The 26,610-nt window shown below is 39.3% G+C and carries 26 protein-coding genes; 9 read left to right on the forward strand and 17 right to left on the reverse strand.

The features are described 5' to 3' along the window. The first annotated feature begins 249 nt into the window (after positions 1 to 249). A complete protein-coding gene (locus PZB74_RS16575) occupies positions 250 to 1,674 on the forward strand; it encodes a sulfatase (RefSeq protein ID WP_302238115.1) in 1,425 nt (474 codons plus the stop codon). Here the strand turns inward: PZB74_RS16575 and PZB74_RS16580 are convergent, their stop codons facing one another. Beyond that, the gene (locus PZB74_RS16580; RefSeq protein WP_302238118.1) at positions 1,675 to 3,969 is read right to left on the reverse strand and encodes a TonB-dependent receptor; all 2,295 of its coding nucleotides are present in this window, start codon (positions 3,967 to 3,969) and stop codon (positions 1,675 to 1,677) included. A 152-nt stretch (positions 3,970 to 4,121) separates the two neighbouring features. Between PZB74_RS16580 and PZB74_RS16585 the strand changes: the two genes are divergently transcribed. Continuing rightward, positions 4,122 to 4,775, forward strand: a complete 654-nt coding sequence (locus tag PZB74_RS16585; protein WP_302238120.1) for a MarR family winged helix-turn-helix transcriptional regulator — start codon at positions 4,122 to 4,124, stop codon at positions 4,773 to 4,775. Positions 4,776 to 4,912: 137 nt separating this feature from the next. Further along, on the forward strand, positions 4,913 to 5,140 hold the full coding sequence (locus PZB74_RS16590) for a hypothetical protein (protein WP_302238123.1): 228 nt from the start codon (positions 4,913 to 4,915) through the stop codon (positions 5,138 to 5,140). Here PZB74_RS16590 and PZB74_RS16595 read toward each other — a convergent pair. The 11 genes from PZB74_RS16595 to PZB74_RS16645 all read right to left on the reverse strand — a co-directional run bounded on the left by PZB74_RS16595 (position 5,130) and on the right by PZB74_RS16645 (position 14,368). Beyond that, positions 5,130 to 5,819 (reverse strand): fatty acid desaturase, encoded by a 690-nt coding sequence (locus tag PZB74_RS16595; protein ID WP_302238125.1) that lies wholly within the window; start codon positions 5,817 to 5,819, stop codon positions 5,130 to 5,132. The two genes, PZB74_RS16590 and PZB74_RS16595, sit on opposite strands and share 11 nt — an antisense overlap. Positions 5,820 to 5,822: 3 nt before the next feature. Continuing rightward, positions 5,823 to 6,668 carry a 4-hydroxy-3-methylbut-2-enyl diphosphate reductase gene (locus PZB74_RS16600; protein WP_302238130.1) on the reverse strand — a complete coding sequence of 282 codons (846 nt, stop codon included), beginning with the start codon at positions 6,666 to 6,668 and terminating at the stop codon, positions 5,823 to 5,825. Positions 6,669 to 6,710: 42 nt separating this feature from the next. Next, positions 6,711 to 7,544 (reverse strand): phytoene/squalene synthase family protein, encoded by an 834-nt coding sequence (locus PZB74_RS16605; protein ID WP_302238132.1) that lies wholly within the window; start codon positions 7,542 to 7,544, stop codon positions 6,711 to 6,713. 26 nt (positions 7,545 to 7,570) lie between these two features. Next, the gene (crtID, locus tag PZB74_RS16610) at positions 7,571 to 9,049 is read right to left on the reverse strand and encodes a bifunctional phytoene desaturase/3,4-desaturase (protein WP_302238135.1); all 1,479 of its coding nucleotides are present in this window, start codon (positions 9,047 to 9,049) and stop codon (positions 7,571 to 7,573) included. 14 nt (positions 9,050 to 9,063) lie between these two features. Then, positions 9,064 to 9,576 carry an RNA polymerase sigma factor gene (locus PZB74_RS16615; RefSeq protein ID WP_302238136.1) on the reverse strand — a complete coding sequence of 171 codons (513 nt, stop codon included), beginning with the start codon at positions 9,574 to 9,576 and terminating at the stop codon, positions 9,064 to 9,066. Positions 9,577 to 9,975: 399 nt separating this feature from the next. After that, positions 9,976 to 10,881 (reverse strand): MerR family transcriptional regulator, encoded by a 906-nt coding sequence (locus PZB74_RS16620; RefSeq protein ID WP_302238138.1) that lies wholly within the window; start codon positions 10,879 to 10,881, stop codon positions 9,976 to 9,978. 23 nt (positions 10,882 to 10,904) lie between these two features. Beyond that, entirely contained in the window at positions 10,905 to 11,354 is a 450-nt protein-coding gene (locus PZB74_RS16625; RefSeq protein WP_302238141.1) for a sterol desaturase family protein, read from the reverse strand. A gap of 42 nt (positions 11,355 to 11,396) precedes the next feature. Continuing rightward, positions 11,397 to 12,071, reverse strand: a complete 675-nt coding sequence (locus tag PZB74_RS16630; protein ID WP_302238143.1) for a carotenoid biosynthesis protein — start codon at positions 12,069 to 12,071, stop codon at positions 11,397 to 11,399. Between the two features lie 52 nt (positions 12,072 to 12,123). Further along, the gene (locus PZB74_RS16635) at positions 12,124 to 12,477 is read right to left on the reverse strand and encodes a hypothetical protein (protein ID WP_302238146.1); all 354 of its coding nucleotides are present in this window, start codon (positions 12,475 to 12,477) and stop codon (positions 12,124 to 12,126) included. A 163-nt stretch (positions 12,478 to 12,640) separates the two neighbouring features. Continuing rightward, on the reverse strand, positions 12,641 to 13,522 hold the full coding sequence (lipA, locus tag PZB74_RS16640; RefSeq protein ID WP_302238149.1) for a lipoyl synthase: 882 nt from the start codon (positions 13,520 to 13,522) through the stop codon (positions 12,641 to 12,643). A 105-nt stretch (positions 13,523 to 13,627) separates the two neighbouring features. Beyond that, positions 13,628 to 14,368 carry a hypothetical protein gene (locus tag PZB74_RS16645; protein ID WP_302238151.1) on the reverse strand — a complete coding sequence of 247 codons (741 nt, stop codon included), beginning with the start codon at positions 14,366 to 14,368 and terminating at the stop codon, positions 13,628 to 13,630. Between the two features lie 49 nt (positions 14,369 to 14,417). Here PZB74_RS16645 and PZB74_RS16650 point away from each other — a divergent pair, with 49 nt between their 5' ends. After that, positions 14,418 to 14,822 carry an OsmC family protein gene (locus PZB74_RS16650; RefSeq protein ID WP_302238154.1) on the forward strand — a complete coding sequence of 135 codons (405 nt, stop codon included), beginning with the start codon at positions 14,418 to 14,420 and terminating at the stop codon, positions 14,820 to 14,822. Here the strand turns inward: PZB74_RS16650 and ytxJ are convergent, their stop codons facing one another. The 5 genes from ytxJ to PZB74_RS16675 form a co-directional block, all read right to left on the reverse strand. Then, a complete protein-coding gene (gene ytxJ / locus PZB74_RS16655) occupies positions 14,823 to 15,167 on the reverse strand; it encodes a bacillithiol system redox-active protein YtxJ (RefSeq protein ID WP_302238156.1) in 345 nt (114 codons plus the stop codon). A gap of 6 nt (positions 15,168 to 15,173) precedes the next feature. Then, positions 15,174 to 16,196, reverse strand: coding sequence for a hypothetical protein (locus PZB74_RS16660; RefSeq protein ID WP_302238158.1), 1,023 nt, complete (start codon positions 16,194 to 16,196; stop codon positions 15,174 to 15,176). Positions 16,197 to 16,282: 86 nt separating this feature from the next. Then, entirely contained in the window at positions 16,283 to 16,498 is a 216-nt protein-coding gene (locus PZB74_RS16665; RefSeq protein ID WP_302238161.1) for a hypothetical protein, read from the reverse strand. A gap of 275 nt (positions 16,499 to 16,773) precedes the next feature. Continuing rightward, the gene (locus PZB74_RS16670; protein ID WP_302238163.1) at positions 16,774 to 17,742 is read right to left on the reverse strand and encodes a DUF4097 family beta strand repeat-containing protein; all 969 of its coding nucleotides are present in this window, start codon (positions 17,740 to 17,742) and stop codon (positions 16,774 to 16,776) included. Between the two features lie 127 nt (positions 17,743 to 17,869). Next, complete coding sequence (locus PZB74_RS16675) at positions 17,870 to 18,208, reverse strand: hypothetical protein (RefSeq protein WP_302238165.1); 339 nt, start codon at positions 18,206 to 18,208, stop codon at positions 17,870 to 17,872. Positions 18,209 to 18,467: 259 nt separating this feature from the next. Between PZB74_RS16675 and PZB74_RS16680 the strand changes: the two genes are divergently transcribed. From PZB74_RS16680 to PZB74_RS16700, 5 genes are all read left to right on the forward strand, one after another. After that, the gene (locus tag PZB74_RS16680; RefSeq protein WP_302238167.1) at positions 18,468 to 18,782 is read left to right on the forward strand and encodes a hypothetical protein; all 315 of its coding nucleotides are present in this window, start codon (positions 18,468 to 18,470) and stop codon (positions 18,780 to 18,782) included. A 3-nt stretch (positions 18,783 to 18,785) separates the two neighbouring features. Continuing rightward, entirely contained in the window at positions 18,786 to 19,121 is a 336-nt protein-coding gene (locus tag PZB74_RS16685; RefSeq protein WP_302238169.1) for a tRNA-binding protein, read from the forward strand. A gap of 2 nt (positions 19,122 to 19,123) precedes the next feature. Next, positions 19,124 to 21,592 carry a bifunctional UDP-N-acetylmuramoyl-tripeptide:D-alanyl-D-alanine ligase/alanine racemase gene (locus tag PZB74_RS16690; protein ID WP_302238171.1) on the forward strand — a complete coding sequence of 823 codons (2,469 nt, stop codon included), beginning with the start codon at positions 19,124 to 19,126 and terminating at the stop codon, positions 21,590 to 21,592. A 354-nt stretch (positions 21,593 to 21,946) separates the two neighbouring features. Beyond that, positions 21,947 to 25,108 (forward strand): SusC/RagA family TonB-linked outer membrane protein, encoded by a 3,162-nt coding sequence (locus PZB74_RS16695; protein ID WP_302238173.1) that lies wholly within the window; start codon positions 21,947 to 21,949, stop codon positions 25,106 to 25,108. 24 nt (positions 25,109 to 25,132) lie between these two features. Further along, complete coding sequence (locus PZB74_RS16700) at positions 25,133 to 26,593, forward strand: SusD/RagB family nutrient-binding outer membrane lipoprotein (protein ID WP_302238177.1); 1,461 nt, start codon at positions 25,133 to 25,135, stop codon at positions 26,591 to 26,593. The last annotated feature ends 17 nt before the right edge of the window (positions 26,594 to 26,610 follow it).

Genomic DNA, 26,610 nt, shown 5'->3' on the forward strand with positions numbered 1-26,610 from the left:
AATTTAAGATTTAATCGATTGCAGAGATAACGGTGATTAATTTATTACATAAGTTGCTCTATTTATTCTCAGTATTTCTTCATTGAGTATATGTGTGCTGATTATACTATTTAATAGAAGAATAAAACCCTAGATTAAAAAGAAATATACAAAAATGCAACCGATTACATTTAAGAGGGCATAAATTTTCTTTTTTGTAATGATTCTAATTAATAACTTGATCAGTACTTTGTACTATACAACAACTTCATGCGCATCATTTTTCTTATTGCTCTGGCAGTCTTTTCGCTGTTTTATGCACCGAAGATGGCTACTGCCCAAAGTTCTCCACTTCCTAATATTATTATTTTTCTTGTAGATGACCTTGGTTGGGCTGACTTAAATTGTTACGGTAGCGATTTACACGAAACGCCAAATATAGATAAACTGGCTCGGATGGGAGTCAGGTTTACCCATGCTTACTCTGCTTCTACAGTCTGTTCACCGAGCAGAGCAGCTATAATGACGGGTAAATACCCTGCCAGGCTTAATATTACCGATTGGATAAGTGGTAGCATTAATAAGTATGGCAAAGTTCAGGTACCGGACTGGCAGAAATTTTTGCCTTTGGAGGAGGAAACACTAGCCGAATACCTTAAAGGTAAGGGCTATAGTACCGGACATATTGGAAAATGGCATTTAGGAGAAGACACTATATATTACCCCCAACACCAGGGCTTTGATGTAAATATAGCTGGTTATAGTAAAGGCTCACCGCCATCATACTTTTATCCTTACGAGCGACAAAACCGTGATCCGATTCCATATTTAGAAGGGGGAGAAGAAGGAGAGTATCTGACTGACCGACTTACAGAGGAAGCCCTGCACTTTATAAAAAAACAGGCTAGTAAACCTTTCTTTCTCAATTTTGATCATTATTCTGTCCACACCCCCATACAGGCCAAAGAAGAACAGAGACAGTATTATGAGTCTAAAATTCAAGAGGGCATGACTCACCAAAATGCTAAATATGCTGCAATGGTGCACAGTACTGATGAAAGTATGGGACGCATCATGGAGCTTTTGGATAGTCTGGAGATAATGAGTAATACCATGATAATTTTTACCAGTGATAATGGCGGGCTTATCTTAAGAAATATTACCAGTAATGCTCCACTCAGGTCAGGCAAAGGTTCTCCATACGAAGGTGGAACCAGGGTGCCTATGATTATCAAACCGGCGCATGAAGCATCATTAGGTTTTGAGTCGGAAGAGCCCGTGATTTCTATGGATATATTTGCGACAATCAGAGGTTTATTGGAGGAGGGGAGCCAGGTAGTCTATGAAGATGGTTATAGCTTACTTCCCTTGCTAGAAGCTGAAGACAATAGCCTGAAAAGAGAAGCTTTGTACTGGCACTATCCGCATCATCATCAAGGGGGCTCAGCTCCACATAGTGCTATCAGAATGGGTAATTATAAACTAATAGAGTTTTACGAAAAAGACGAACATGAGCTGTATCATCTTGTAGAGGATATAGGTGAAAGTCAAAATCTAGTTCATCAGCAGTCAGAAATAAGCAAAGATTTGTATCAGCAACTAAAAAAGTGGAAAGTGGAAGTAGGCGCTCAATTACCCACTCCCAATCCTCATTATGACTCTTTAAAAGCGCTGGAGTATTACCACAACTGGTAGTTAAAAATCAATGATTATTCCAATGGTAGGCAGTGCTGCACTATTATCAGTATCGGGCACTTCTACCAGACGTTCCGGCTCTACCAACTGTCCGTCATCTGTTCTTTCCAGCGTATAAGTAGGGGGTGTTGGTAGATTACTGCCCAGTACGTTGGTAACTTCCAGAAACACATTGAAAGTCCAGTCTGAGAAATTCCATTTTTTATCTACTCTAATATCGGCTTGGTTGTAAGCTCCCAGGCGTACCGAACCTAGTTGCGGGTAGTCATAAACGAAAGTGGGGTATGTATTTAATGACTCGTCTAAATCTACCAAAGGATATGGCGTGGGGCCCAGGTAGCGGACTCTTAAGCCAAGCTCCCAATTTTTAGGAAGCTTATACCCACCGGTGAAAGTGAGTAGGTGACGATTATCCCAAACCGAAGGTAAATAGTTGTTTTCGTCCAGGCCAGTAAATTCACTCCAGTATAGTGTATAGGCTAAAATACCGTAAAAGTTTTTATTCAATTTTTGTTGTAGCAAAAACTCCGCTCCATAGCTACGTCCTAGACCTACGCTGGCAATATCTTCGTTACCCAGTACTTCAAAGTCACCCCCAAGGTTAGCCAGAGATACCTGCTCTCTAATGGATACCGGATAATGATCGTAGCGCTTGTAAAAACCCTCCAGGGTTAGTCGGGTAGATTTGCGTGGCAAAAACTCAAGGCCAGCTACTAGATGGTCACTCTGTATATATTCGCTGTCTTTGTTAAGATAATCTCCAGAATTATCTTTATATCCTAAGATGGTGTAAGGAGGAATTTTAAAATATCGGCCAGCAGATGCATTGAGCGTCCAGCGGGGAGCAAGCAGGTAAGAGATAGATAGTCGTGGAGATATAGTGCTAAGCATGTTCATGCCATCTTCCAGAAATGTGTTGCCATCGGCACGAACCCCAAAAGATGGGGTCAATCTCTCTCCAAAAAAGGGTTTAGAAATTTGCCCGAATAAGCCATAGCGATAAAATTCTGTATTAGTTTCGTAGCTTAGTTCATTTACGGCATCTTCAGTAGTATTTGTGTAGCGAGAGTACTGTGCCAGAAAACCACTAGAAAGAGTCCAGTCTCCCAGAAAATTTGTCATCTCAAATCTGAGCTTGTTTTCATCTTCTTCTGATTCGTTACGAAACAAAATACCTTCCTGCTCTACATTGTCCTGATAGCGGGTAAAATTATTATTAAGGATGTTTCCACTCAATGTTGTTCTCATAAAACCATTTCCGTTTTTAAAACGGTGTTTCCAGCTCAGGCCAATAGTGCTACTCCACTGTTTAATCACTGGCACCTGGTCTAAAGTAGCCTGTTGTTCCAGGCTGTAATCGTCTGGTGGGTTAATTTGAAAATCATCTATAGAGCCAACTCCTATAAGGTTAAGTTCGTTTCTGCTGTCAATTTTGTGATTAATTTTGTATTGATAATCCCAGTAATCTGGTAAAAACGGCAAATCAATTACTTTGAACAAGAACTGTAGATAAGAACGACGGATAGAAGTAATAAATGTAGTCTTCGCTAGTTCTTCGCCTTCTGGTTTTACTAGTGGGCCTTCAAAAGTAAGAGCTGCTTCGCTGGCTCCAACTCTAATATTTGTTCTTCTTTCACGGGCATTTCCGTTTCTCTGGTCAAATTGTAAGACACCAGATAGAACATTGTCATACTGCGCTGGAAAAGAGCTTGTGCTTAGGGTAACCCCTTCAATAAAGGATACATTGAGTAAACCAACGGGCCCTCCTGCGCTACCCTGTGTAGCAAAATGGTTAATATTCGGGATCTCCACTCCATCCAGATAATACACATTTTCGTTGGGTGCTCCTCCGCGTATAATAACATCATTTCTGAAACCAACAGAGCCAGAGACCCCCGGTAAAGACTGAACCACCTTGGCTATATCATTATTTCCACCAGGGTAAGTGGCTATTTCTTCCTGTGACAGCCGCTGTATAGAGTTTGGGGTTTCCTGAGTCTTCTCAAAAGGGCTGGCCTCAACTACGATCTCGCTAAGTTCATCCACGGCTTCTGTAAGTGAGAAATTAATATCGGGGTTTCCTCCCGAGCGTACAATTACATTGTATCTGGTTTTGGACCGATAACCCACATAAGAAGCAGTAACATTGTAAGTCTTGGCTGGTATATTTTTAATTTGGTAAAAACCATTCATATCAGTTATGCCTCCCAGTTCTGTGCCTTCCAGGCGGATGCTTACACCAATTAATCCCTCTTCGGTTTTAGCATCTCTTACAAAACCACTCAGCTCTCCCATATTTTGCGCTTTAAGCGTATTAGCACAAAAAGTAAAAAAGGAAATAAAAACAAAAGTCTTGAAGTAGCCGTTCATCAAGTATTTATTACAGATATGTATTAATTTTATTACAATATTGTTATACTTTTTTCTGTGCTTTTTGTTTAGTAGATATGGGCAAAGAAATAGAAAAAATTTTAGAGCTGTTAGTTTACTGGAAAGAGTACAGTAAAGAGGGTAAGACTGATATTTATGAGTTTGCGCACTGGCTTCTAAAAAATGACGTAAACTATACGCCAAAAGAATCAGAAGATCATCAATATCCCAGCCAGCAATACATCTCCAGCACATATACGGTAGATGATCAGTTAACTTTGTTTTGGGCTCGTCTTGTTCGTTATACTCACCTATGGTCTAAGAAAGCTTTGCACGATTTGCCTATAAGTTCAGTAGAAGAATACGGCTTACTAAAATCTGTACAGTTTCTTAGAAATGCTAAAAAATCTGATCTGATTAGCTATAGCCTGTTAGAAACCACAACCTGTTTTGAAATGATTAAAAGGCTGATCAAATCTGCCTATCTGCAAGAGTCAGTAGATCCAAATGATAGGCGCTCCCGATTGGTACAGCTTACAAAAAAGGGGGAAGAAATTATTGCTGAAGCTGATCAGAATATGCGCCAATTGTCAGTTTTGTTAATGGGTGATCTGAATAAGCTACAAAAAGAAGAACTGCTTAAATACCTTAGTCAGCTCAATCTGTTTCATGAAAAGCTTTATCATGATAAACGAGAGGCTACGTTTGATCAATTATTGGCCAGAAAGTAAAGTAGGAGTAGTAAACTTAAAAATATCAAACCCTACGCTTGCTGTACTGTTAGTATAGTAAAGATTTTTTAAACGTCTATATCTTCAGATTTTCGCATAACGTCTGCTTTGAAGGTGTAGCTTAAACTTTTACAGATATGAAAACAGCAGGAATAATATTACTAGTTATAGGAGCCTTGTGTTTGGGTTATCTGATTTTTGATTTATTTGACGCTAATGGTAGAAATGAAGTTTTGCCATTTCTTAGTCAAACCTGGGCCGCGATATTAGCTAGCTTTCTATTAGGGGCAGGAGCAGCCTTAATGGTAGCGGCAAATCCAAAATACAGAAGTAAAAGAGAAGAGCGGGAGCGGGTTAATTATTAACCATTTTTTCTTTTTCTTTATAAAGCTGCCACCACGGAGTGCCTGGAGAGTTGTGGTGCTCATAGTGGTAGCCAAAGAAATAACAGCTTACAAATGCCCAAAGGTGATTTTTTTCCTGTGTAGAAGAGTGATGTTTGTTTTGTTTCTCCCCACGATGCGGTAGGTATGTGCCAAAGTAAAATAGCTGAAGTGTAGCAAGAACTGAAGGAAGAATGTAGAAGAGTATTACATTGGGTTTAGGGAAAGCAAGCAACATAAGCTCATAAGTACCCGCCATCAACAGAATTTGCCAAATGCTAACATACTCAAGCGCAAACTTAAAATACCAGGTAATAAAATTACCATGATGATAATCAGGGTCTTGATCTGTTGCCACAAAGCGATGGTGCATATGGTGCTTAGGAAACAGTTTTTTATAGGAATTGTAGGCGAATAAGCCCGCTGCTATTTTTCCTAATAAATTATTGGTTTGCTTAGATTTTGAGATTGCCCCGTGCATAGCATCATGCGCAGTGATAAAAAGACCTGTGTACAAATGGGTCTGTACAAGTATAAATAAATAAGTTAATGGGTTAGACCAGCTGACCTCAAACAAAGATAAAAGACAAAATAAGCTGGTCAGCCATAATAGTATGATGGCTATTGCGATATGTACACCTTTTTCGCGATACCAGACCATAAACTACAAGCTAAGCAATTTAGATTTTACATTTTCCATAAGCCACATAGGAGTAGAAGTAGCTCCACATATCCCTACTGAATTTCCTTCCGAAAACCAGCTAGTATCAATCTCGCTTTCGCTGGAAACAAAGTAAGTGTTAGGGTTTTTGTCCTTACAAACTCCATATAAAACCTTACCGTTAGAAGATTTGGTGCCTGATACAAATAATATTATATCGTAGTTGCTGGCAAAAGCCCTTAACTCTTTATCTCTGTTGGAGACTTGCCGGCATATGGTATCATTAGCGTTAACTTCTATGCCCGCCTCTTTGAGTGTGCTGCTTATCTCATAAAATTTATCAGTGCTTTTGGTTGTCTGGCTGTAAAGTGTAATGTTTTTTGGTAGTTGAGAAATGTCTAACTCGTCTATATTTTGAAATACGACAGCTTCCTGATTTGTCTGGCCCAAAAGTCCTTCTACCTCAGCATGTCCATGTTTTCCGTAGATATAAATGCTCTCGTCTTTGTCATACGAGTTTTTAATTCTATTCTGAAGTTTTAATACTACCGGGCAGGAAGCATCAATGAGCTGAAGGTTGTTTTCAAGGGCTATGCGGTAGGTGGATGGAGGCTCACCGTGGGCACGTATTAATACTTTTTCGTTGTAGATTTCTTTTAAAGCTTCGTGATTTATGATTTTTAATCCTTTTTTCTCAAGTCGGCGTACTTCTTCATCATTATGTACAATATCACCCAGGCAATAAAGATGGCTATCTTCGGAGAGAATGTCTTCTGCCATTTCTATCGCGTAAACCACTCCGAAGCAAAACCCTGAATTATGGTCAATATCTACTTTTAGATGTAACATGTTATATTAACAATTAGAGGTGATACTAGTGTTCACTTTTGATTAAAAGTAGTTGAATCTTGCCCTGAAATAAGTGCTTATTAGCAGGGCAAACTTCTGATTATCAGGAATTCGTATCCTGCGGTCTGCGATAGTATCGGCAGAACAATTCTTTATTTTTTTAAATAGATTGAGGTAATAAATATAGGCCATGTAAACGCCCAGTTTAGCACCCGATGGTAATCTTATGATACCCTGATAGGCAGCATCAAAATCTTCCTGAATATCATCTTCTATCTGGCATTTGGCCTGCGAAGAAAAACTGCTGAAATCTATTCCCGGAAAGTAAACTCTTCCTCTTTCTTCATAATCTGACTTAATGTCCCTTAAAAAGTTCACTTTCTGAAATGCTGCCCCTAGTCTGCGTGCTGGTTCTTTTAAGTTTTGATATTGTTGCTCGTCACCTTCACAGAAAACTCTGAGACACATAAGACCTACAACTTCCGCTGAACCATAAATGTACTCCTCATAGGTATTAAGATTATAAGTCTGTTTGTGGAGATCCATTTCCATACTCTTAAGAAAAGCTTCAATCAATTCTTCTTCTATATGGTATTTATTAACCACCGACTGAAAGGCATGCAATACAGGGTTCAAGCTGATTTTTTCGTTAATGGCCTGATAGGTTTCAACTTTAAAACGATCCAGTAAAGCCTTTTTGTCGTGGTTATGAAAGGTATCAACAATTTCATCAGCATACCTGACGAAACCATATATCGCATAAATAGGATAATGGAATCGCTTGTGCAAAGTTTTGATACCAAGCGTAAATGAGGTGCTATAATGCTCAGTAATTACTTTGCTGCATTTGAAAGTAGTAAGATCAAAGAGGTTCATAAAAATGAGTAGTGTGTGTTTACTTATTACTGGCTATATTCTTTAGCTACCTGCTCGGCTACCACCTTACCCGAAATAAGGGAGGGGGGAACACCAGGACCGGGTACTGTTAGCTGACCTGTATAAAATAAGTTGTTTATTTTCTTACTTTTTAAACTGGGCTTAAGTATTGCCGTCTGCATAAGTGTATTAGCCAGACCATAGGCATTACCCTTGTATGCGTTATAATCTTTTACAAAATCGTTGTGCGCGTAAGATCTTTTGTATACTACTGCTTCGCGTATGTTTTGTCCTGTATATTCTTCCAGCCTTTCCATAACTATGTTGTAGTACTTTTCTCTGATTTCCTCATTGTCTTTGAGGTCAGGAGCTACCGGAATAAGGAAGAAAAGATTTTCGTGTCCGGGAGGAGCTACTGATTCATCAGTACGAGATGTGACAGAAAGATAGAATAAAGGTTTTTCCGGCCATTTTTTGTTTTCATAAATATCTGCTGCATGAGGTCCAAAATCTTCGTCAAAGAAAAGGTTATGGTGCTCCAGCATATCCAGCTTTTTGTTAATACCAACGTAAAATAGCAATGATGAAGGAGCCATTTTTCGGCTATCCCAATATTCGTCTGAATAGGAGCGGTATTGTTTTGGCAGCAGTTGTGTCTCTACATGATGGTAGTCGGCGCCGCTTACCACAACATCTGCTGTATAAGTTTCTGTACTGGTGTGTACTGCTGCGATACGGTTCTCTTGTATGTCAAAGCTTTTCACATCGGCGTTAAGTACCAGTTTTACTCCTTTATTGGTAGCCACTTTCATCATCCCTTCCACAATTTTGTGCATGCCACCCATAGGATACCAGGTACCTAGCTTAATATCAGCATAATTCATCAAACTGTAAAGTGCAGGAGTGTTTTGGGGTAGGGCTCCTAACAAAAGGATGGGAAACTCCATGATGCGAATGATACGATCGTTCTCAAAGAAGGAGCGGATGTGTTTGTGAAAAGATTTAAAGACATCCATTCTGGTGATGTCGTACAAAAGCTTAAGACTTAAAAATTCACTGACTGAGCGGCTAGGCTTATACACCAGGTTATTGATACCGACTTCATATTTATATGCTGCCTGCTCCAGAAATTTATCTAGCTGAATGCTGCTACCACTCTCCAGTGTATCAAATAAATTTGCCAGCGCTTTAAACGACGCTGGCAAATCCATATAATCATCCTTGCCAAAAACAACTTTGTAGGATGGATCTAAACGTTTGAGGTTATAAAGGTCTGTGGTTTTATATCCAAAACTTTCAAAATATGAGTCAAATACATCTGGCATCCAATACCAGCTGGGGCCCATATCAAACGTGAATCCATCCTGAGAAAAAGATCGGGCTCTGCCGCCTGGCGAATTGTGCTTTTCAAGTAACGTTACTTCATATCCTCTATCTGCTAAACTTGTGGCGGCAGAAATACCAGAAAAACCCGATCCAATAACAATAATCTTATTCTTTTTCATTCATTTAATGGACACTACTCCTTAACGGCGTAGTTCTTCAATGTAGATTTTAGCTCTTTTCTAGCAATGTGAATTCTGTTTTTTACAGTCCCGATAGGAATGCTTAAACGATCTGCAATTTCATGATATTTAAATCCACGATAGTGCATCATGAAAGGCGTTTTATACGCATCGTCAAGTTTAGTAATTGCACCTTTAATATCACGCATTGCAAAGCTAGAGTAGGCCTGATTTTCTGTAACGCTACTGGTACTGTTGATATAGTGCAGGTTATCAGTAGTATCGATAAATGTATTGCGGCGCACCATTCTCTGATAATTAGTGATGAAGGTGTTTTTCATAATGGTATACAACCAAGCCTTAAGGTTAGTACCGTCAGTAAATTTGTCGCGATTTGTAAAGGCTTTCAAGATTGTTTCCTGAAGCAAATCATTTGCTTCTTCCATGTCCTTAGTAAGTTTAAGAGCAAAAGGCTTTAAAGACTTAGACATTTTGTCGAGCGAGTAACTGAATTCAAGTGCTGTCATGATTAAAAAATTTGCTTGGTTTTGTTTAAGATGATGTCTACTAACATTAAACGTAAACAGAAAAAAATGTTTAACAAATTAAGAATAAAAATTAAACAAAGTAAAAATTGGCTATAAATTAAGTTTAAAAAATGCCTGTAAACAGACACGGATAGCCGATTTTGTTAAGATTTAAGTTAATAGATTCTTCTGAAAAAATAAAATAAAAAAATAAATTGTTTATTGATTTTAGCTAGAAAGATGAACAAGTTAATAGAAACTTGTAGACTTTAAAAAATTGCCCATAACGAAAAGAATAAGATTAAAAAGTAAACAACTGCGTGTTTAGTTCAAGTATACGTAGAAAAAATGAATATGTTTAACAGATATAGAAATTTCCTGTACAGTTTAGTGCGTATTTTAATTAGATGAGACTTTCTGAAGCTTATTGTTTTCTACAAATTGCACTATGTGGTCTATACGGGCAAAAATCTTAATGTTGTCAGGAGTTTTTAAGTTCTGCCCAATTACCTGATAGCCACTTAGCAAAATTTGAGTGTCCTTAAAAGTTTTAGATAACTTATCCATATAATCTTCTACCTGATCCGAAGATGGGCTGGTAGTGAAAATAGTAAGGATAAAATCTGGCCGGTGTACATTATTTACGGATACCAGATCCTCAAAAGGAAGGTTTTGCCCGAGATAAATAACTTTATTATGTCTCGCTTTAATTAGGTAACATAAGAAGAGAAGAGTGATCTCATGCAGTTCCCCTTCCGGAAGGTAGAGCAGATACTTATGCTGACTTTCAGCATTAGAAACGAACTGTCCGTCAATAGCTACAATTAGCTTTTGGCGAATCAGGTTGGTGATAAAATGTTCCTGAGAAGGATTGATTGATCCCGTTTGCCACAGCACACCAATTTTAGAAAGAAAGGGGTAAATCACATTAATCATAGTGCTTTCAAAACCCAGCTTTAAAATGTTGGTAGACATGATTTTTTCAAAGCGATCTTCATCAAGATCAATCATGGCCAGGGTAAGTGCATGTATCTGGTCTGGGTAGCGTAGATTTCTTTCGGTAAGCCGCAGTACTTCGTTAAGCATGTCTTCGTCGCTCATTCCGGCGATTTTGGAAATCTTGAAACCATTATCTTTCAGAAGGGCAATATTCAGTACCAGCTTCAGATCTTTGTCATCGTAATAGCGTATGTTGGTTTCGGTACGCTTAGGAATAATAAACTGATAACGTTGCTCCCATATTCTTAGGGTATGGGCTTTAATTCCAGATAGTTGTTCAAGATCACGGATTGAATAATTGCTCACTTTAATGGACTTTAATAAACAGGCTATTTACGTTTGCTGAAGTATTTAAAAGGTACGATCAGTAACCCGAAAGATACTGAGCCGTCTCTCTGATTAGATTTATGATGGTCTCTATGGGCTTTGGCTATTCCATTCCAGTATTTTCCACTTGGCTTCTGCTTTGATTTAATTCGTCTATGAATCAAGATATCGTGCAGAAGAAAGTAAGAAAACCCATATGCAGTAATTCCCAAACCTAACCAAAATCTATAATCTAGCGAATTTACACCTAATATGATAAGAACTACCGCAGCTGTGCCAAAAATTAAAGAAAATACATCGTTCAATTCAAAGAAGCCTTTGGTAGCAGTATGATGTGTTTTATGAATACTCCAAAGTGGGCCATGCATGATATATTTATGAATAAACCACGAGAAGAATTCCATGCCCACAAAGCCCAACAAAAAAAATACTATGCTGCTTAATACATTCATGCTTAGTAAACATTTATTACACAAATATGTTAGGGATTCTTTTTAAATGGTAGTTTGTAGAACAATAAAAAAAATAGCCTGTACAAGAAGTACAAATTTAGCTAGAGAATTTTCTTTTTTAAATATGAGCAGATGAAAGGCAAATTGTAAGAAAAGCGCTACTATAAACCAACCAAAATAGTTTTGTGTAGGTATAATTCCATCAGCCCAGTCCCAAAAGTCCAGTTTTATAGCAACCGGTTCAATGAGCATATCCAGCAACACCATTAGTGTAGCACCCAGCAGACTTTTTAAAACCACATGAATTTTAAGCCTGCTTACAAGGCTGCCACTCGCGTATACCAGTATCAGCCAGTTAACACCAATAATCAGTGGAACTTGCCATACTTGGAAGCCCAGGGTATTGCCATAGGCGTAGCTTCCAAAAATAAATTCAGTATGCACACCAAGAACTTCTACAAAGTAGCCGCAGAAGTAAGTAATAATATTGAATAGCCAGAATGAAGCATTCCAGTCGGTATGAAAGTACAATAGGAGAGATACCGTAAGGAGTAGATTAATAGGTGTAGCAGCCTCAAAATAAGGTCTGCTAGCAGGGTATATTAAACCTAGCGCACCAAAAAAATGTACTACTGCTAAGGTGCTAACCGCTAATTTTAATTTTTTAGAATAACGAATTGAGTTGTTTGCTGGAGCCTGATTAAAGATAATGGACATAAACTTAGTTGAACTCAGTATTGAGACCGAATATTAACTAATTATTATGACCTTATTGTTTTTGCTCTTCTAATAGTTTTTTAAATGTCTTAAATTCTTTCTGGCTGGCCAATGCTATTAGACGGATGTATACCGTATCTGGAATCTGTTCAGGGGTATAATATTTAGTTAGTGACTTGTACCAATTCGCTAGCGCTTCTTCAGTTTCTAGCTGGTTCAAAGATGACAAAAACAATGCTTCTAGTGCATCTTTTTCTTTAGTAGCCAGATGAGCATTCATGTGTTTGTCTAGTTCCTTTCCGATAATACGTTCTTTTTCGGTAGAACCCTCTGAGTACATTCCTTTAATAGGGTGTACACGGCTACAGATCTCATTAAAAATTGCGGTAAGCTCTTTTCTTTTCATTTGGTCTTTTCTGTTGTATTTATTCTATAAACTAATAAACACAGAATTTGCCAAAGTTGCTGAAAAGAGTGGGTGCTATTAGGGTAAGTGGATGTAATAAATTAAAAAAACTACACCCGTATAGGAGTGTAGTTTTGTATAATTCTAATGTGAGTTCCTTAGTCTAAACGTTTACATGCTTTTCTGCATGATAAGAAGAACGTACCAAAGGACCAGACTCTACATATTTTATTCCTCTTCTTAAGCCTTCTTCTCTAAAATGATCAAACTTATCAGGGTGAACAAACTCTGCTACCTCTATATGCATTTTAGTAGGTTGAAGGTACTGTCCAAGAGTTAACACATCTAAGCCATGAGCTACAAGATCATCCATAGCTTTGTAAACTTCATCATCAGTTTCGCCGAGCCCAAGCATAATACCTGATTTACTACGCTTACCGTAATCTTTGATCTTTTGAAGCTGCTCAAGACTTCGGTTATATTTTGCCTGAGGTCTTACTCTGCGGTAAAGCCTTTCTACAGTCTCCATATTATGCGAAACTACTTCTTGACCAGCATCAATCATACGATACAAAGCCTCCCAATTACCTTTTACATCAGGTATAAGGGTTTCAATAGTAGTTTCCGGGCTCAGACGCTTGGTTTCTTTTACGGTCTGGTACCAGATTTCTGCACCACGATCTTTCAGTTCATCTCGGTTTACCGAAGTGATAACAGCATGCTTTACGCCCATCAATTTGATAGCTTCAGCTACTCTGATAGGTTCTTCAGCATCGTATTCGGGTGGTCGCCCGGTAGCTACTGCACAAAAAGTACAGCTACGGGTACATACATTACCTAAAATCATAAAGGTAGCAGTACCGCGGCCCCAGCACTCTCCCATATTAGGGCAGTTACCGCTTTCACAGATCGTATGTAATTTATATTTATCTACCAGCTTACGAACATTCGCATACTCTTTACCAACTGGGAGTTTAACTCTGAGCCAGTCAGGTTTGCGTGTTTTTTTGGTAGCTTCTTCGGGTATTACAGGTAATTCTATCATACAACTAATCGCTCTAACTATAGTCGGTGTAATATTATCTTAATCAGAAACAAAGAAAGGGGTTTAATGATTCGACTGCAAGCAAAGTGAACGCTAAAGTGCTTATTACTTACGGCTTCCGTAGAACAGCATAATAAACGCTGAAGGAAAAATTCTTCTTGGATTGGAAACAGGAACGATATCAACTTCCTGGCTAAATGCTTCTAGCTGAAATCCAGCCTCAAAACCGGTAACATCGTTTTTGAATGTGCCAAACTCAAAAGCCAGAGAAGCTTTTACATTTGCGCCTATTGCCACAGTAGACTCACAAAATCCTTTTAAAAATGGACCAGAACCTATAATTCTTCCAGCTTCAAGATCACTGGTATAGGGGCGGACTACCGTACGGTTGTTAGGTTCGGCGTATTGTACATAGTAGGGCATAAGTATACCAACACTTGGGCCTCCAGCCAAAATAGCATTGACCTGAACACCCTGTTGAGGTGCTTTTTTAAATACCACCCACTCACGGCCATATTGGGGACGCACAGAAAACAGATAGTTTGTTTTGCCTAATATGAATGTGTTGCCACTGGTACGCGATACTCGCCTTAATTCTTTAGGGTGTTTTACATTAACAATTTCTAGCCCGAATGTTTGAAAGCGTTTGTTTTCTATAACCCGACTAAATTTGATAGCTCCCCCGGCAATCAGTCCAGAGTTAGTGTTTTTACTAATTCCCCAGATAAATTCGCGACTGTAAGAGTAGGTATCATCCTGTTGTTGTGCCATAGCGGTGCCAGTAGCCAACAAACAAATCAGTGTAAATATGAACCGTATATTATTTTTGTTAATTTCCGCACCCATATCATTAAAAGTAAGCAAATACAATTAAACCGCAAATATATAAACGAAGATGATTACTATTAAGTCTACTTACTCTGGAGAATTACGAACAGAAAATATTCATATCAAGTCTCAGGAAAAAGTCATTACAGATGCACCTACAGACAATAATGGTAGAGGAGAAGCATTTTCCCCAACTGACTTGGTATGTGCTTCTTTGTGCAGTTGCATGATGACAATTATGGGTATAAGAGCACAGAAAAATGATATTTCTCTGGAAGGTCTGGAAGCTGACGTCACCAAGGTGATGGCTTCAAGTCCTCGTAAAATCTCAAAAATAAAAATTGAATTTCGTCTTAAAAAAACGAATGCCACCGACTCACAGATTGCTATGCTGAAAGATGCAGCACTGACTTGTCCGGTGGCTTTAAGCTTAAACCCTGATATTAAACAGGATGTTTCTTTTAATTTCTAATTAAGCAAGTTTGGCAGCCTGCTCATTAATTTCTCTGTAAGAAATCCCCATGTGCGAATTATCATAGACGCATTTTCCGTCCTTGATAATAAGTACCTGGGGAGACTGATGGGTTATATTGAAGGTAGAAGCTACCTCATTAGAAATGTCTCTGTTTTTAATCAGATCCAGAAAGTAAGCTTGAATGTTTGCCTCATCAGTTTTCCAGTCACGCTCCAATCTATTTAACGCCATACTACTTATACTACAGCGTGTACTGTGCTTAAAAATAAGTATTGGCTGTAGGTTAGACTTTTCTTTAATTTCTTGTAGAGTATCTACTTTATCTAGCTTATTCCAGTTCATAAGAGTTTAATAATACCAAATTTCACTTTCTTCCTTATCATATCTGGGTTTACGTTCCTTCTCTTTTGCGCTTTTAGGAAGGTCGTTCTTTTTAAAGATATGAGAAATTATTAATCTCCAACGTCTGTATTGTTCTTTTTGTTCGTATGAGCGCATCGTTTTCCCTTTTAAGTGGTATACGCTAGGGTGCATATCCTTTCCGGGCTTACGCATTCTGATATCGCCATCGTACTGATGAACTTTTGCCGATAACTTTTTAAAGTGCCGAGTTCTTGCCTTCAGGGTTGGTACTTTAATCTGGCCATGGTAAGAAGTATAAGAAGCAGCTTTATCTTTTTCCTTCTTTACTTTATACATTCCCGCGCTCTGAAGGTCAGAAGACTGCCTTTCGTTGATTTTAATCTGTCGTTTTGGCTTAGCAATTCTTATACCTCCTGAGTAAAAATTCATATACTCAGCTTTGTATTGAAATTGTTTGTCTACTCTTTTTTGAGGAGCCCTGCGAATATTTCCCTGATACAGGTGTTGGTCTTTGGCTAGCTGTTCGTAGTCAACCTTCTTTCTCTTTATAGTACCCTGATAATCGGTTCCCTCCGTACCTTCTATCTCTTTCTTCCTTTTTAGCCTACCTTGAAAAGTGCTGGGTTTATTTCGGTTAAAAGTTCTCTGCCAAAAACTTTCTCGGGGTTTGTCCTGACCTTCTTCATAGGCAGGTTCATTATTGACAGGAGCGTCATAGGGGCTATTATTGTAATTGAGGGTTTTGCTGGCAGGCTGCTGATAGTTATCTCTATGTTTCTTTTTTTTGCCTTTAGAAGCAGGACGTTGGTAATTGTCTTTTGCCTTTGAGCTATTACCTACGCTGGCAGGCTGCTTGTAAGCGTCTTTAATTTTGATCGGTTTTTTAACCTCTTTGGCTTCTCTTGGCTTCTTTTTTTTCTTTGCTACTTTAACGGTTGGTAGTTTCCCCTCATTGGACTGGGCATAAGCTTCTCCGTTGATCCCACTAAGCAGGAGTACAAAAATCACCAATATAACACAGTGAAGAGGGTGTAAGAAATGTGTAAGTATTCTATTTTTCACAGATAGAAACTATCGTTGAAGCCCAGCGTAGTTTAGTTTTTCACTCTTCCGTTTTTGTCAAATTTAATTTTGGAGCTACTGCCCAACTGATCTTTATCAGCTTTATTGAGGTGCGAAAAAGAAGGGCAGGGTATAGCATGGCTACGGCATGATGAAAGCCAAAACGAACCTAGTACCAATACCAGAACCATTTTGATTATTTTTGAGCCTAGAATTGAAGTACTTTTTGACTTGCTGAAATGTTTCATTCTTACAGTTTTAAATGGTAAATCAATAGCTTAAAGATACGTGCAAGAGAGGTGCCATACCCTACGAATTTTAGCTATCATTACATCCATGTACTACAGTAGAAAGTTTTAGATTTTGAATAATTCTATAGGGCTTTAATGGGTACTTGCTAAAAACAAAAAAATCTCACCACAGGGGTGAGATCTTTAGTCTTCAGTAATACATCATCTATTCAGACTACTCAGCATATTGCTGTTTTATAAATACATAGGGTTAATGTGTGTTGTTTTCTGATCTAGTTAGAAGCTTCTGCACGATGATAATCCAGGTTTACTGATCCTCCTGATGTTTTCATAGTTACCGGCACGCCACCACCATTCATTCTGCCTTCTATACTATTTTTTTCGGCTTCGCCGGTAAAATTGTTAAGTTTAGTATTAACTCGGTTTCCGGATAAATCTAAATCTACCCCTGCACCTTCTGGTATGACAGCGTTAATACTGCCTCCACTAGTTTTAAGTGTAAGGTAATCTCCCAGATCATTAACATAAGCTTTTATACTTCCGCCACTGGTGTGGGCATCAATTCCGCCGCTTACATCTTCTAAAAATATACTCCCGCCAGAAGTATGTAATTTTAGGTCACCGCGAGAGTTATATGCACGTATAGAGCCCCCGCTAGTCCTTCCATTAAGAACACCCTCATATTTATCTATATTTATGCTTCCTCCAGAGGTACTTGCTTCTGTAAATCCAGTAATTCTATCAAAACTTAGGCTTCCTCCACTTGTCTTCACCTGATGCTCACCTTCCAGGCGATTCATATTTATGGAACCCCCACTGGTGTTTAGATTAGCTGACATGGCATATGGTACATCTACCTCAAAAGAAATGCTTAGGCTATTATTCCAGCTTCTACTCCTTTTTTCAGCTTCTGCATAAATTGTATTGCCTTCCTTACGTATGCTGATGTCATAGTTTTCCAGTGCTTCTTCTATATCATCTTCATCACTACCAAACCAGCTGCTGGCACCATTCTGTTTAACGTACATTCTTACTTCTACCTCGTTGCCGCTATGGCCAGAAACGGTTATGCTTCCTCCGGAGGTGCGAACATTTAATTTGGCAGGTGTTTTTACCGTATAATTTTTAATGATATATGGGTCTTGGTCGTTAGTCTTATCAGGGATATGAATATTAAAAGCTGTAAGACCTATAATACAGCAGAGAAAAGCTGGTAGTAGGTAGTTACGGTAAGGTTTCATAGTATTATTGGTTAAGTTTTGTTTCTAGGGTTTCATATGTTGTGCCACCCTTTTAATGTGTTGTAATTCAGTGTTTTATGTGATGTGTTGCCCTTCTGATTTGTTCGTATGCGAACAAGCTTGTTCATTATTGAACACCTTGATTAGTTTCTAAGGGGCTCTCTTGTTTATACCTGGATTGATCGCGATTTGAAAAAAATACAACCAGGCAGTAAACACCTATTGCCGTACCCAAAGGGAAAACAAGAAGGTAAAAGCAGCCCAGTGGTAAAATAAAATTATCAGCCCAGCCTTTCTGTTTAGTCAGGCCTATTCCAACAATTACAGAGGGTAATACAAAAAGCAAAATTAGCATGATGCTTCCTGCCAGAGAAACAATCTTAAAAAGGGCTGGCATTCTATTTTCAAATACCATGGGATCTTCTAAAGGAAAGGCAAAAAGTAGGGTGCAGGCTAAAGTAATCATTAAGAGAAAGAATCCTCCGCTTATGATGAATATATAACCTAAGATACGTTTTTGGTGGTCCATGATAAGGTCTTTTGATAAATTTAGGCCAAAGTACTATGTTTTGCAAGGTACTATGTGGAAATTATACGCCACTCGCTTCTTTTAGTTGACTAGCTGACAATTTTTTTTCATTTTTTTGAAATACGATTGCGATGATGGCCTTTTGAGAAAATCTTATAAGCTTTGCTTAAATTATAGGATCAAGGAATTTTTATAAATGAGGCCCCAGCAAGAAGTACTAAACTCCGCTGTCGTCAAAATAAAACAGCAGTTTGACATCAGTGTCAATTGTAATGATGCTGACCCGAAAAAGATGCTCAATATGATGCGGGAAGAGGTTAGAAGAATAGTGAGCCATTGCCTCGCTCATGATATTAACCAATTGTTGCGTCTGCTTTACCGTGTAGATGTAAATGAAGAAGATGTAAAATTAGCACTTACCAAAGCAGAGCCAGATACTGAACTAGCCAGACTGATCGTTGAGCGTGAACTAGAAAAAGCAAAAACAAGAATAAGCTATCGTAACAAATAAGCTATGGACTACATCAATTGGAATGATTTTACCAAAGTAGATATCAGAATTGGTACTATAATTAAAGCACAGCCTTTTCCTGAAGCGCGAAAACCAGCTTATCAGCTTTGGGTAGATCTTGGAGGTTTAGGAGTAAAAAAAACAAGTGCACAGATTACTCAAAACTACCAAGCTGAAGATTTGCTAAACAAGCAGGTAATTTGTGTTTGTAATTTTCCTCCCAAACAAATTGGGCCATTTATGTCTGAAATTTTAGTAACAGGTTTTGAGGATGAGAATGGAAATATTGTACTCTCTACAGTAGATACTCAAGTACCTAACGGTAAAAAGCTTCACTAAGCATGAATTTTAAAGAACTAATACAGCTTACGTCTGCCCAAACGATAGCCCTGCCTAAGCCGGAGCGGGAGGTATTATATTTACTTACAGATAGCCGGCAGGCCTTAGTACAAAATGAGTCCGTTTTTTTTGCTATTAGAGGGGCTAATCATGATGGGCATCAATTTATACAAGCTTTGTACGAACGTGGCTGTAGACAGTTTGTCGTAGAAAAAATACCAGAAATTTCATTACCGGATGCTAACATAGGCCTTGTAGATTATTCTATTCATGCACTACAGGCTGTGGCTGCTGCACATCGCCAACAGTTTAATTTCCCTGTCATTGGTATTACGGGAAGTAATGGTAAAACAATTGTTAAAGAGTGGCTAAGTCAGATTTTGGTAAGTCAGCTAAAGGTGGTAAAAAGCCCAAAAAGCTATAATTCCCAGCTCGGAGTACCTATATCTGTCTGGCAGCTTAAAGAAGACTATCAGGTAGCGCTGATTGAGGCCGGTATCTCACGTCCCGGCGAAATGGAGAATTTAGAAGAAGTAATTCAACCCAGCATTGGTATTTTTACTAATCTGGGTCCCGCACATGATCAGGGCTTTACAGATCGTATGCATAAAGCTGAAGAGAAAGCCAAACTTTTCGTAAAAGCAGATTTTGTTGTTTATCGTAAAGACTACCCGGAAATAGATCAGGTGCTTAGTGCGCAAAAATCTGAAAGCTCACTCATCAGTTGGACTACTAAAGAGACGCTTCCGGCAAAATACATGGTGACTTTTCAAGCTAAAGGAGAGGAGAGCAGACTACAAGTGAGGCAAGGTGCGCGGCTGTGGCAATTTGATGCTGCTTTCACTGATAGTGCTTCTCTAGAAAACCTGACACATTGCATAATTTATCTGCTGTTTACCAATTGGTCTGAGGCCGATATTCAACAGGGAATATGGCAGCTCAAACAGGTAAGCATGCGCATGGAACTTAAAGAAGGTGTAAACCAGTGTTATCTCTTAGATGATAGCTATAGTAATGATTTATCTGGATTAAAGCTGGCGCTGGATTACCTGCAAAGACAATCTCAAAATGAAAGTAATACAGTTATTATTTCTGATTTGCTGGAAAGTGCTTATGCAGATGAAGACCTTTATAGTAAAGTAGCACAACTTTTACAGATTTATGGAATAAAAAAGCTGATTCTTATAGGTGAGCGAAGTGGGGCACATCTCCAAAAGTTTAAGCTGGAAGGAGGAAGCTTAGCTCATTACAACAGTACTGAAGCTTTTTTAGCGGTATTGCAAACATCTGATTTTTTTAGAGAAAATATTTTAGTGAAAGGGGCCAGAAAGTTCGGCTTTGAGCGTATCGTTAGAAAGCTACAGCAGAAAATTACCAGCACTACTTTAGAGATAAATCTGGACGCAATTATCCACAACCTAAATTATATCCGTGGCCTTCTGGAGCCTCAAACCCGCTTGATGGTAATGGTGAAGGCATTTTCTTATGGTGGTTCTACCTTTGAAATTGCCAACCTGCTACAGTACCATAGAGTAGATTATCTGGCTGTAGCCTATGCTGATGAAGGTGTAACCTTAAGACAGCACGGAATCAACATCCCGGTACTGGTGCTTAACCCTTCTCCCGAAGCATTCGGACTGATGATAGAGTACAAACTGGAACCTGAAATTTACAACATGAGTATGCTTAAGCAGTGGCATGCAACGGCCAGGCAGTATCTGAATGTACCAAAAATTCATATTAAACTAGATACGGGTATGCATCGGCTGGGCTTTATGGTGTCAGAAATGAACGAACTACTTCTGTTTTTGCAGGAGAATAAATCTATAAAGCTTAGTAGTATTTTCAGCCATTTGGTGGCTTCAGAAGACGAGTTAGAAGATAAGTTTAGCCTGCATCAAATTGAACAGTTTGAAGATATGTACCAGCAAATTTCTCAAGTGCTGGGGTATTTTCCTTTAAAGCACATACTTAATAGTGGAGGTATATTAAGGTTGCCCCAATATCAGTTTGATATGGTTCGTCTGGGCATTGGGTTATACGGTGTGGATGTTAGGGCGGGAGTAAATTCTGCATTGAGGCCAATCAGCACGCTTAAAACTATTATTTCGCAAATCAAGACATTAGAAGCAGGGGAGACAGTTGGCTACAATCGCAGAGGCAAAATTAATGAAGCTACCCGTGTAGCTACTCTGGCTATTGGCTATGCTGATGGCCTGGATCGTCGGTTGGGAAACGGAAACCTTAAAGTGTACATCCATGGTAAAGCAGCACCTACCATAGGAAATATCTGTATGGATATGTGTATGGTTAATATAGGAAATATAGATGTTGAAGAAGGTGACGAAGTAATCATATTTGGTGAAGAGCAAGCTGTAAGTGTTTTGGCAGCTAGCATGCGAACTATTCCGTACGAAGTGCTTACAAATATTAGTGCTCGGGTAAAAAGAGTGTTTTATTCTGAGACCTAAAAACAGATACTTAATTCTTCTTTATTAATTTCTTACAAAATAAACATTTGAAATATGTCTCATGTGTTTGTTAATTATTCTTTAAAAACAATAATTATATGCTAATCATTTAAAATTTGACTGAAAACTATGCTATTATTTTAAACTAATCAGCAGATGCTTATGAAATCTTTTGTTTATAAATAAAATAATAGAATTAAATTTTGAATTTAAGTTTAGTTTGTTTTAGATTTGATTGATAACAGCGAGAAAGTCAATACAATGTATTGTATGTAAAGTTTGCTGCAGAATATCTTTAATACAGTACTGTTCTCTCTCGCACTGCTACCATTGACTAACTAAAATGGCTAAACTATGAGGAACAACTTTACTTCTCATGTCGGGAGTATAGGTGTCAAAAAGAGACACTTTTACCTCTTGACCGCAATCCTTCTCTTTACTCACCCTCTTCTGGCTCAGAACCGCACAATCAGCGGAACTGTACTATCGGCCGAAGATCAGTCCCCTCTACCAGGCGTAAACGTACTTGTGAAAGGTACCGCCGTAGGAACCATCACAGACATACAAGGAAAATACTCTTTAGATGTTTCTCCAGAAGCAGAAGCACTTGTATTTTCTTTTATTGGTCTAAGCAGTCAGGAGGTGAGTATTGGCAATCGTGAAAAAATTGATATCAATCTGGCACAGGATGTTAAGTCACTCTCAGAAGTGGTAGTGACTGCATTTGGGCTGGAACGTGAAAAGAAAGCTCTCGGATATTCAGTGCAGGGTATCAGTGGTGAAGAAGTGGCGCAGGTACCTACACAGAGTGTAGTAAATAACTTATCGGGTAAGGTAGCTGGTCTACAGGTATCTGGTAATGGTACCCCGGGTGGTAGTCCGGAATTTGTTATTCGTGGCTTCTCCTCTGTGGCAGGTAACAACCAACCTCTTATTGTAATAGATGGTGTGCCCATGCAGCAGACTGTTAACAGTACGCAGGGAGAAAGGTCGGATAATCAGCAATATGGTGGAGGTATCTCTGAAATAGATCCTAATAATATTGCTGAAATGAGTGTGCTAAAAGGTCCAAATGCGGCAGCATTGTATGGCTCGCGTGCAGCTAATGGTGTTATACTTATTACCACTAAAAATGGTGCCGGACAAAAAGGCATTGGAGTAGATGTTAACTTCAGTACCACTTTTGAGCGCCCTTTGGTAAAGCCTCAATTTCAGAATATTTATGGAGGCGGGTCAGGTTTCACCTGGTATGCCGATGGCTGGAGCGGTACAGTAGATGGCTATAAAGGTACAGCGGGTACAGATGAAAGCTGGGGTTCTCCTATGGATGGCAGGCTGGTACGTCAGTGGTGGTCTGGAACGGAAGCAGTTCCACTTACACCAGAGGCAGACAACTGGGAGCAGTGGTGGGAGACTGGCATCACAAAAAACGGAAGTGTTGCGCTTAGTGCAGGTAATGAAAATGGTTCTTTCCGTCTGGCAATAGGTCGTACTGAGCAGGAAGGAATTGTCTACAACAATGATTACTGGAGAAACAATTTTCGGCTTAATTCTGCCTACAATTTTACAGATAAGCTGTCTGTCACCGCTATGGGTGAGTACATCAAATCAGGCTCCGATAATAGAGGCTACCAAAGTGGGCAGGAGTTTATCTGGCATCATCGCCATATTAATTTTGACAGGCTGAAAGATTATAAAAGCTATGAGGATGCGCATATTCAACCTGAGGGTAATGATGAGCCACCTAACTGGCAGCATACTTATTTTACCAACCCCTACTTCTGGCAGGAAGTAATGGTAGAGCCAAATGAGAAAGACCGTTTTCTGGGTAATATTGCTGTTAACTATCAGTTTAATGACTGGCTTAGCCTAATGGCCAGAAGTGGTACAGATATTTGGTCAGATACCAGAATAGTAGTGGATCGATATGCTCGTACCCGAGGTTCTTTCCGAGCCGGTAGATATAGCGAGGAAGTGCTTCGCCGTCAGGAAACTAACTCAGACTTTATCCTTTCTTTAGACAAAGATTTTGGAAGCGCGCTCTCAGTTGTGGCTCAGGTTGGAGGTGTAAACCGCGTTAATTACTATAAGCGTAATTATGCCAGAGTTAATGAACTTACCATTGATGGAATTTACAATTTAGGAAATAGTGCCAGCCCTAACCTTAACGAAAGTCTGATTGAAGAGTCAAAAGTCAATAGCTTGTTTGCTTCAGCGCAGTTAGGCTTTAACAATTATCTCTTTTTAGATATTACAGGTCGTAACGACTGGTCCAGTACCTTACCAGAAGGTAGCAATTCATTCTTCTATCCTTCGGTTTCTTTAAGCGCGGTAATTACCGACATGCTGGACATCCAGAGTGACTTCTTCTCTTTTGCCAAAATTAGAGCCAGCTGGGCACAGGTAGGTAATGACGCCGACCCTTATATGCTACAGCAGGTATTTGAGCCAGAAGGGCTGTGGGATGGTAGTGTTCCCAAGTTTGCTGAAAGCAAAGAGATTGCCAACCTCAATCTTAAACCAGAAACTACCACAGGTATAGAAGTAGGCGCCGACCTTAGATTTATGAATGGTCGCCTTGGTCTTGATATAACTTATTATGATCAGTCAACTCAAGACCAGATACTTGCTGTAGATATCTCCAGAGCTTCTGGCTATACTAGCAGGGTGCTAAATGCCGGTCAAATTACGAACAAAGGTATTGAGCTTATGTTGAGCGGTACAGTACTGGAGTTACCTGGAGGCTTACAGTGGGATGCTAGTATAAACTTTGCACGTAACAGAAATGAAGTGGTAGAACTTGCTGATGGTTTAACTTCACTTACACTATGGAATATCCGGGGGGCATCATTAGAAGCCCGGGTAGGAGAGCCCTACGGTAATATTTACGGTAATAAATTTGCCCGTACTGAAAGCGGAGAGGTTATTTTTAATAATGGTTATCCTACTACACTGGATGGGCAGCATGTTATTGGAAACATAACTCCCGACTGGATAGGCGGTATTTCCAACACCATCAGCTACAAAGGTATTAGTATCAGTGCCTTAATCGATATTAAAAATGGTGGTGATGTATACGATATGGGAAGTAGTATTGCCCGAATTACTGGTGTGTTGGAAGAAAGTGCCCTGGGAAGAGAAGAAGGAGTAATCGGCCAAGGCGTTATGAACGTGGGAACTGCTGAGTCGCCGGAGTATGTAGCAAATGATGTAGTTGCATCTGCTCGTACATTTTATGGTTATTATAGCGGTCGCCAGTACCACGAGGCTGCAGTAATGGATGGAAGCTACGTTAAGTTAAGAGAGGCCACTGTTAGCTACCAGCTACCAGCATCCTGGTTTGACGATATCTTCTTACAGTCGGCACGCTTATCAATAGTCGGTAGAAACCTGGCTATTCTACACAAAAATACTACCCACATAGATCCTGAAATTAGTGCGGCAGATTTAGGGTACAACTATGGCCAGCTACCCAGTACACGTTCAGTAGGCTTCAACCTAAATGTGAAATTTTAAAAGAACTTAAGCATGAAATTATATATGCCTTACAAGACGCTGGCTCTACTTATGGTGGTACTGATGTGGAGCCCATCATGTACAGATGATTTTGAAGAACTAAATACTAATCCTAATTATCCAGTTACGGTAGATCCTCAATACCTGCTACCTCAGGCATTACAGACTACCATGGATAACTACTGGGGAAGCAAAACCAGAAACCAACGTTTGAATTTTGACCATGCCATGTCGTGGATCGGATACCTTACCCGTAATATTTATGAAAATGAAGGTGACAACTATAATGTGCAACCTTCGGTTAATAGTACAAACTGGGAAGTTTTCTATGCTGATGGCTTAATTAACTTTCATAAAATTCAGGAGTTTTCTTCCGAAGATTCTGAAAGCCCTAACGCTAATTTTGAAGGTATTGGTTTAGGGATGAAAGCCTGGATATTTTCACTTTTAACGGATGTATGGGGAGCTATTCCTTATACTGAAGCAGTAAGTGGTACATCTGAAGCGGCTATATACTCACCTTCTTATGATAGCCAGGAGGTTGTATATGCAGGTATTATAGAGGACCTTAGAATAGCCAATGAAAAACTTGACCCAAATGGACCTCCAGTAGCCGGTGATATTTTATTTGACGGCGACATTATGATGTGGAAAAAGTTTTTCAATTCTACGCGTTTCAAATTACTAAACCGTCAGGCTCATAAAGTAGCATCATCGGGAGCTGAAATGCAGAAAATGCTGGACGATCCCGCTACTTATCCCATGATGGAAAGCAACGAAGATATTGCTCAGCTTGTGTATGGAGCGGTGCCTACTAACAACCCCTGGCATGATGTATTGGTCAATCAAGGACGTAGCGACTGGAATATAAACAGTGTGTTGGTAAACAAGCTTAAGTCTTTGGGTGATCCACGTCTGGAGCTCTATGCCGTACCTGGCTCTCAGGTAGATGAAATCAGTGGTCACCCCAGCGGACTTCCAGGTGAAATTGCTACTACTTATCTAGGACAAAGCGCTACCATAAATACAGATGTATTTGCTCAGTCTACTTCACCAGCAGTACTTATGAGTTATGCCGAGTTACTTTTTGTACAGGCAGAAGCAGCAGCTGATGGAGACATCTCTGCAGACCCTCAGGCACTGTACGAAGCTGGTATTGAGGCGGCTTTTGCACAATATGGCCTTAGTGTACCTGATGGCTATATGTCTATGGTAGGTACGGCTACAAAAGAAAACATCATGACTCAAAAATGGATAGCACTCTTTGGACAGGGGATAGAGGCCTGGACAGAGTATCGCCGTACTGGTTATCCACTTATGCCTGCCGCTGACCCAAGAGCGCAATTTCATAATGATGGTGTATTGCCAACCAGATTAGTTTATCCTTCTACAGAATACTCTTTAAATGAGGCCAATGTAGAAGCAGGAGCAGCTCTGAATGGCGGAGCGGATGATATGAAAACCTCACTCTGGTGGGTAGAATAAATCCAATCACTCATATT

This window comes from Porifericola rhodea, from assembly GCF_030506305.1.
Taxonomy (GTDB): Bacteria; Bacteroidota; Bacteroidia; order Cytophagales; family Cyclobacteriaceae; genus Catalinimonas; species Catalinimonas rhodea.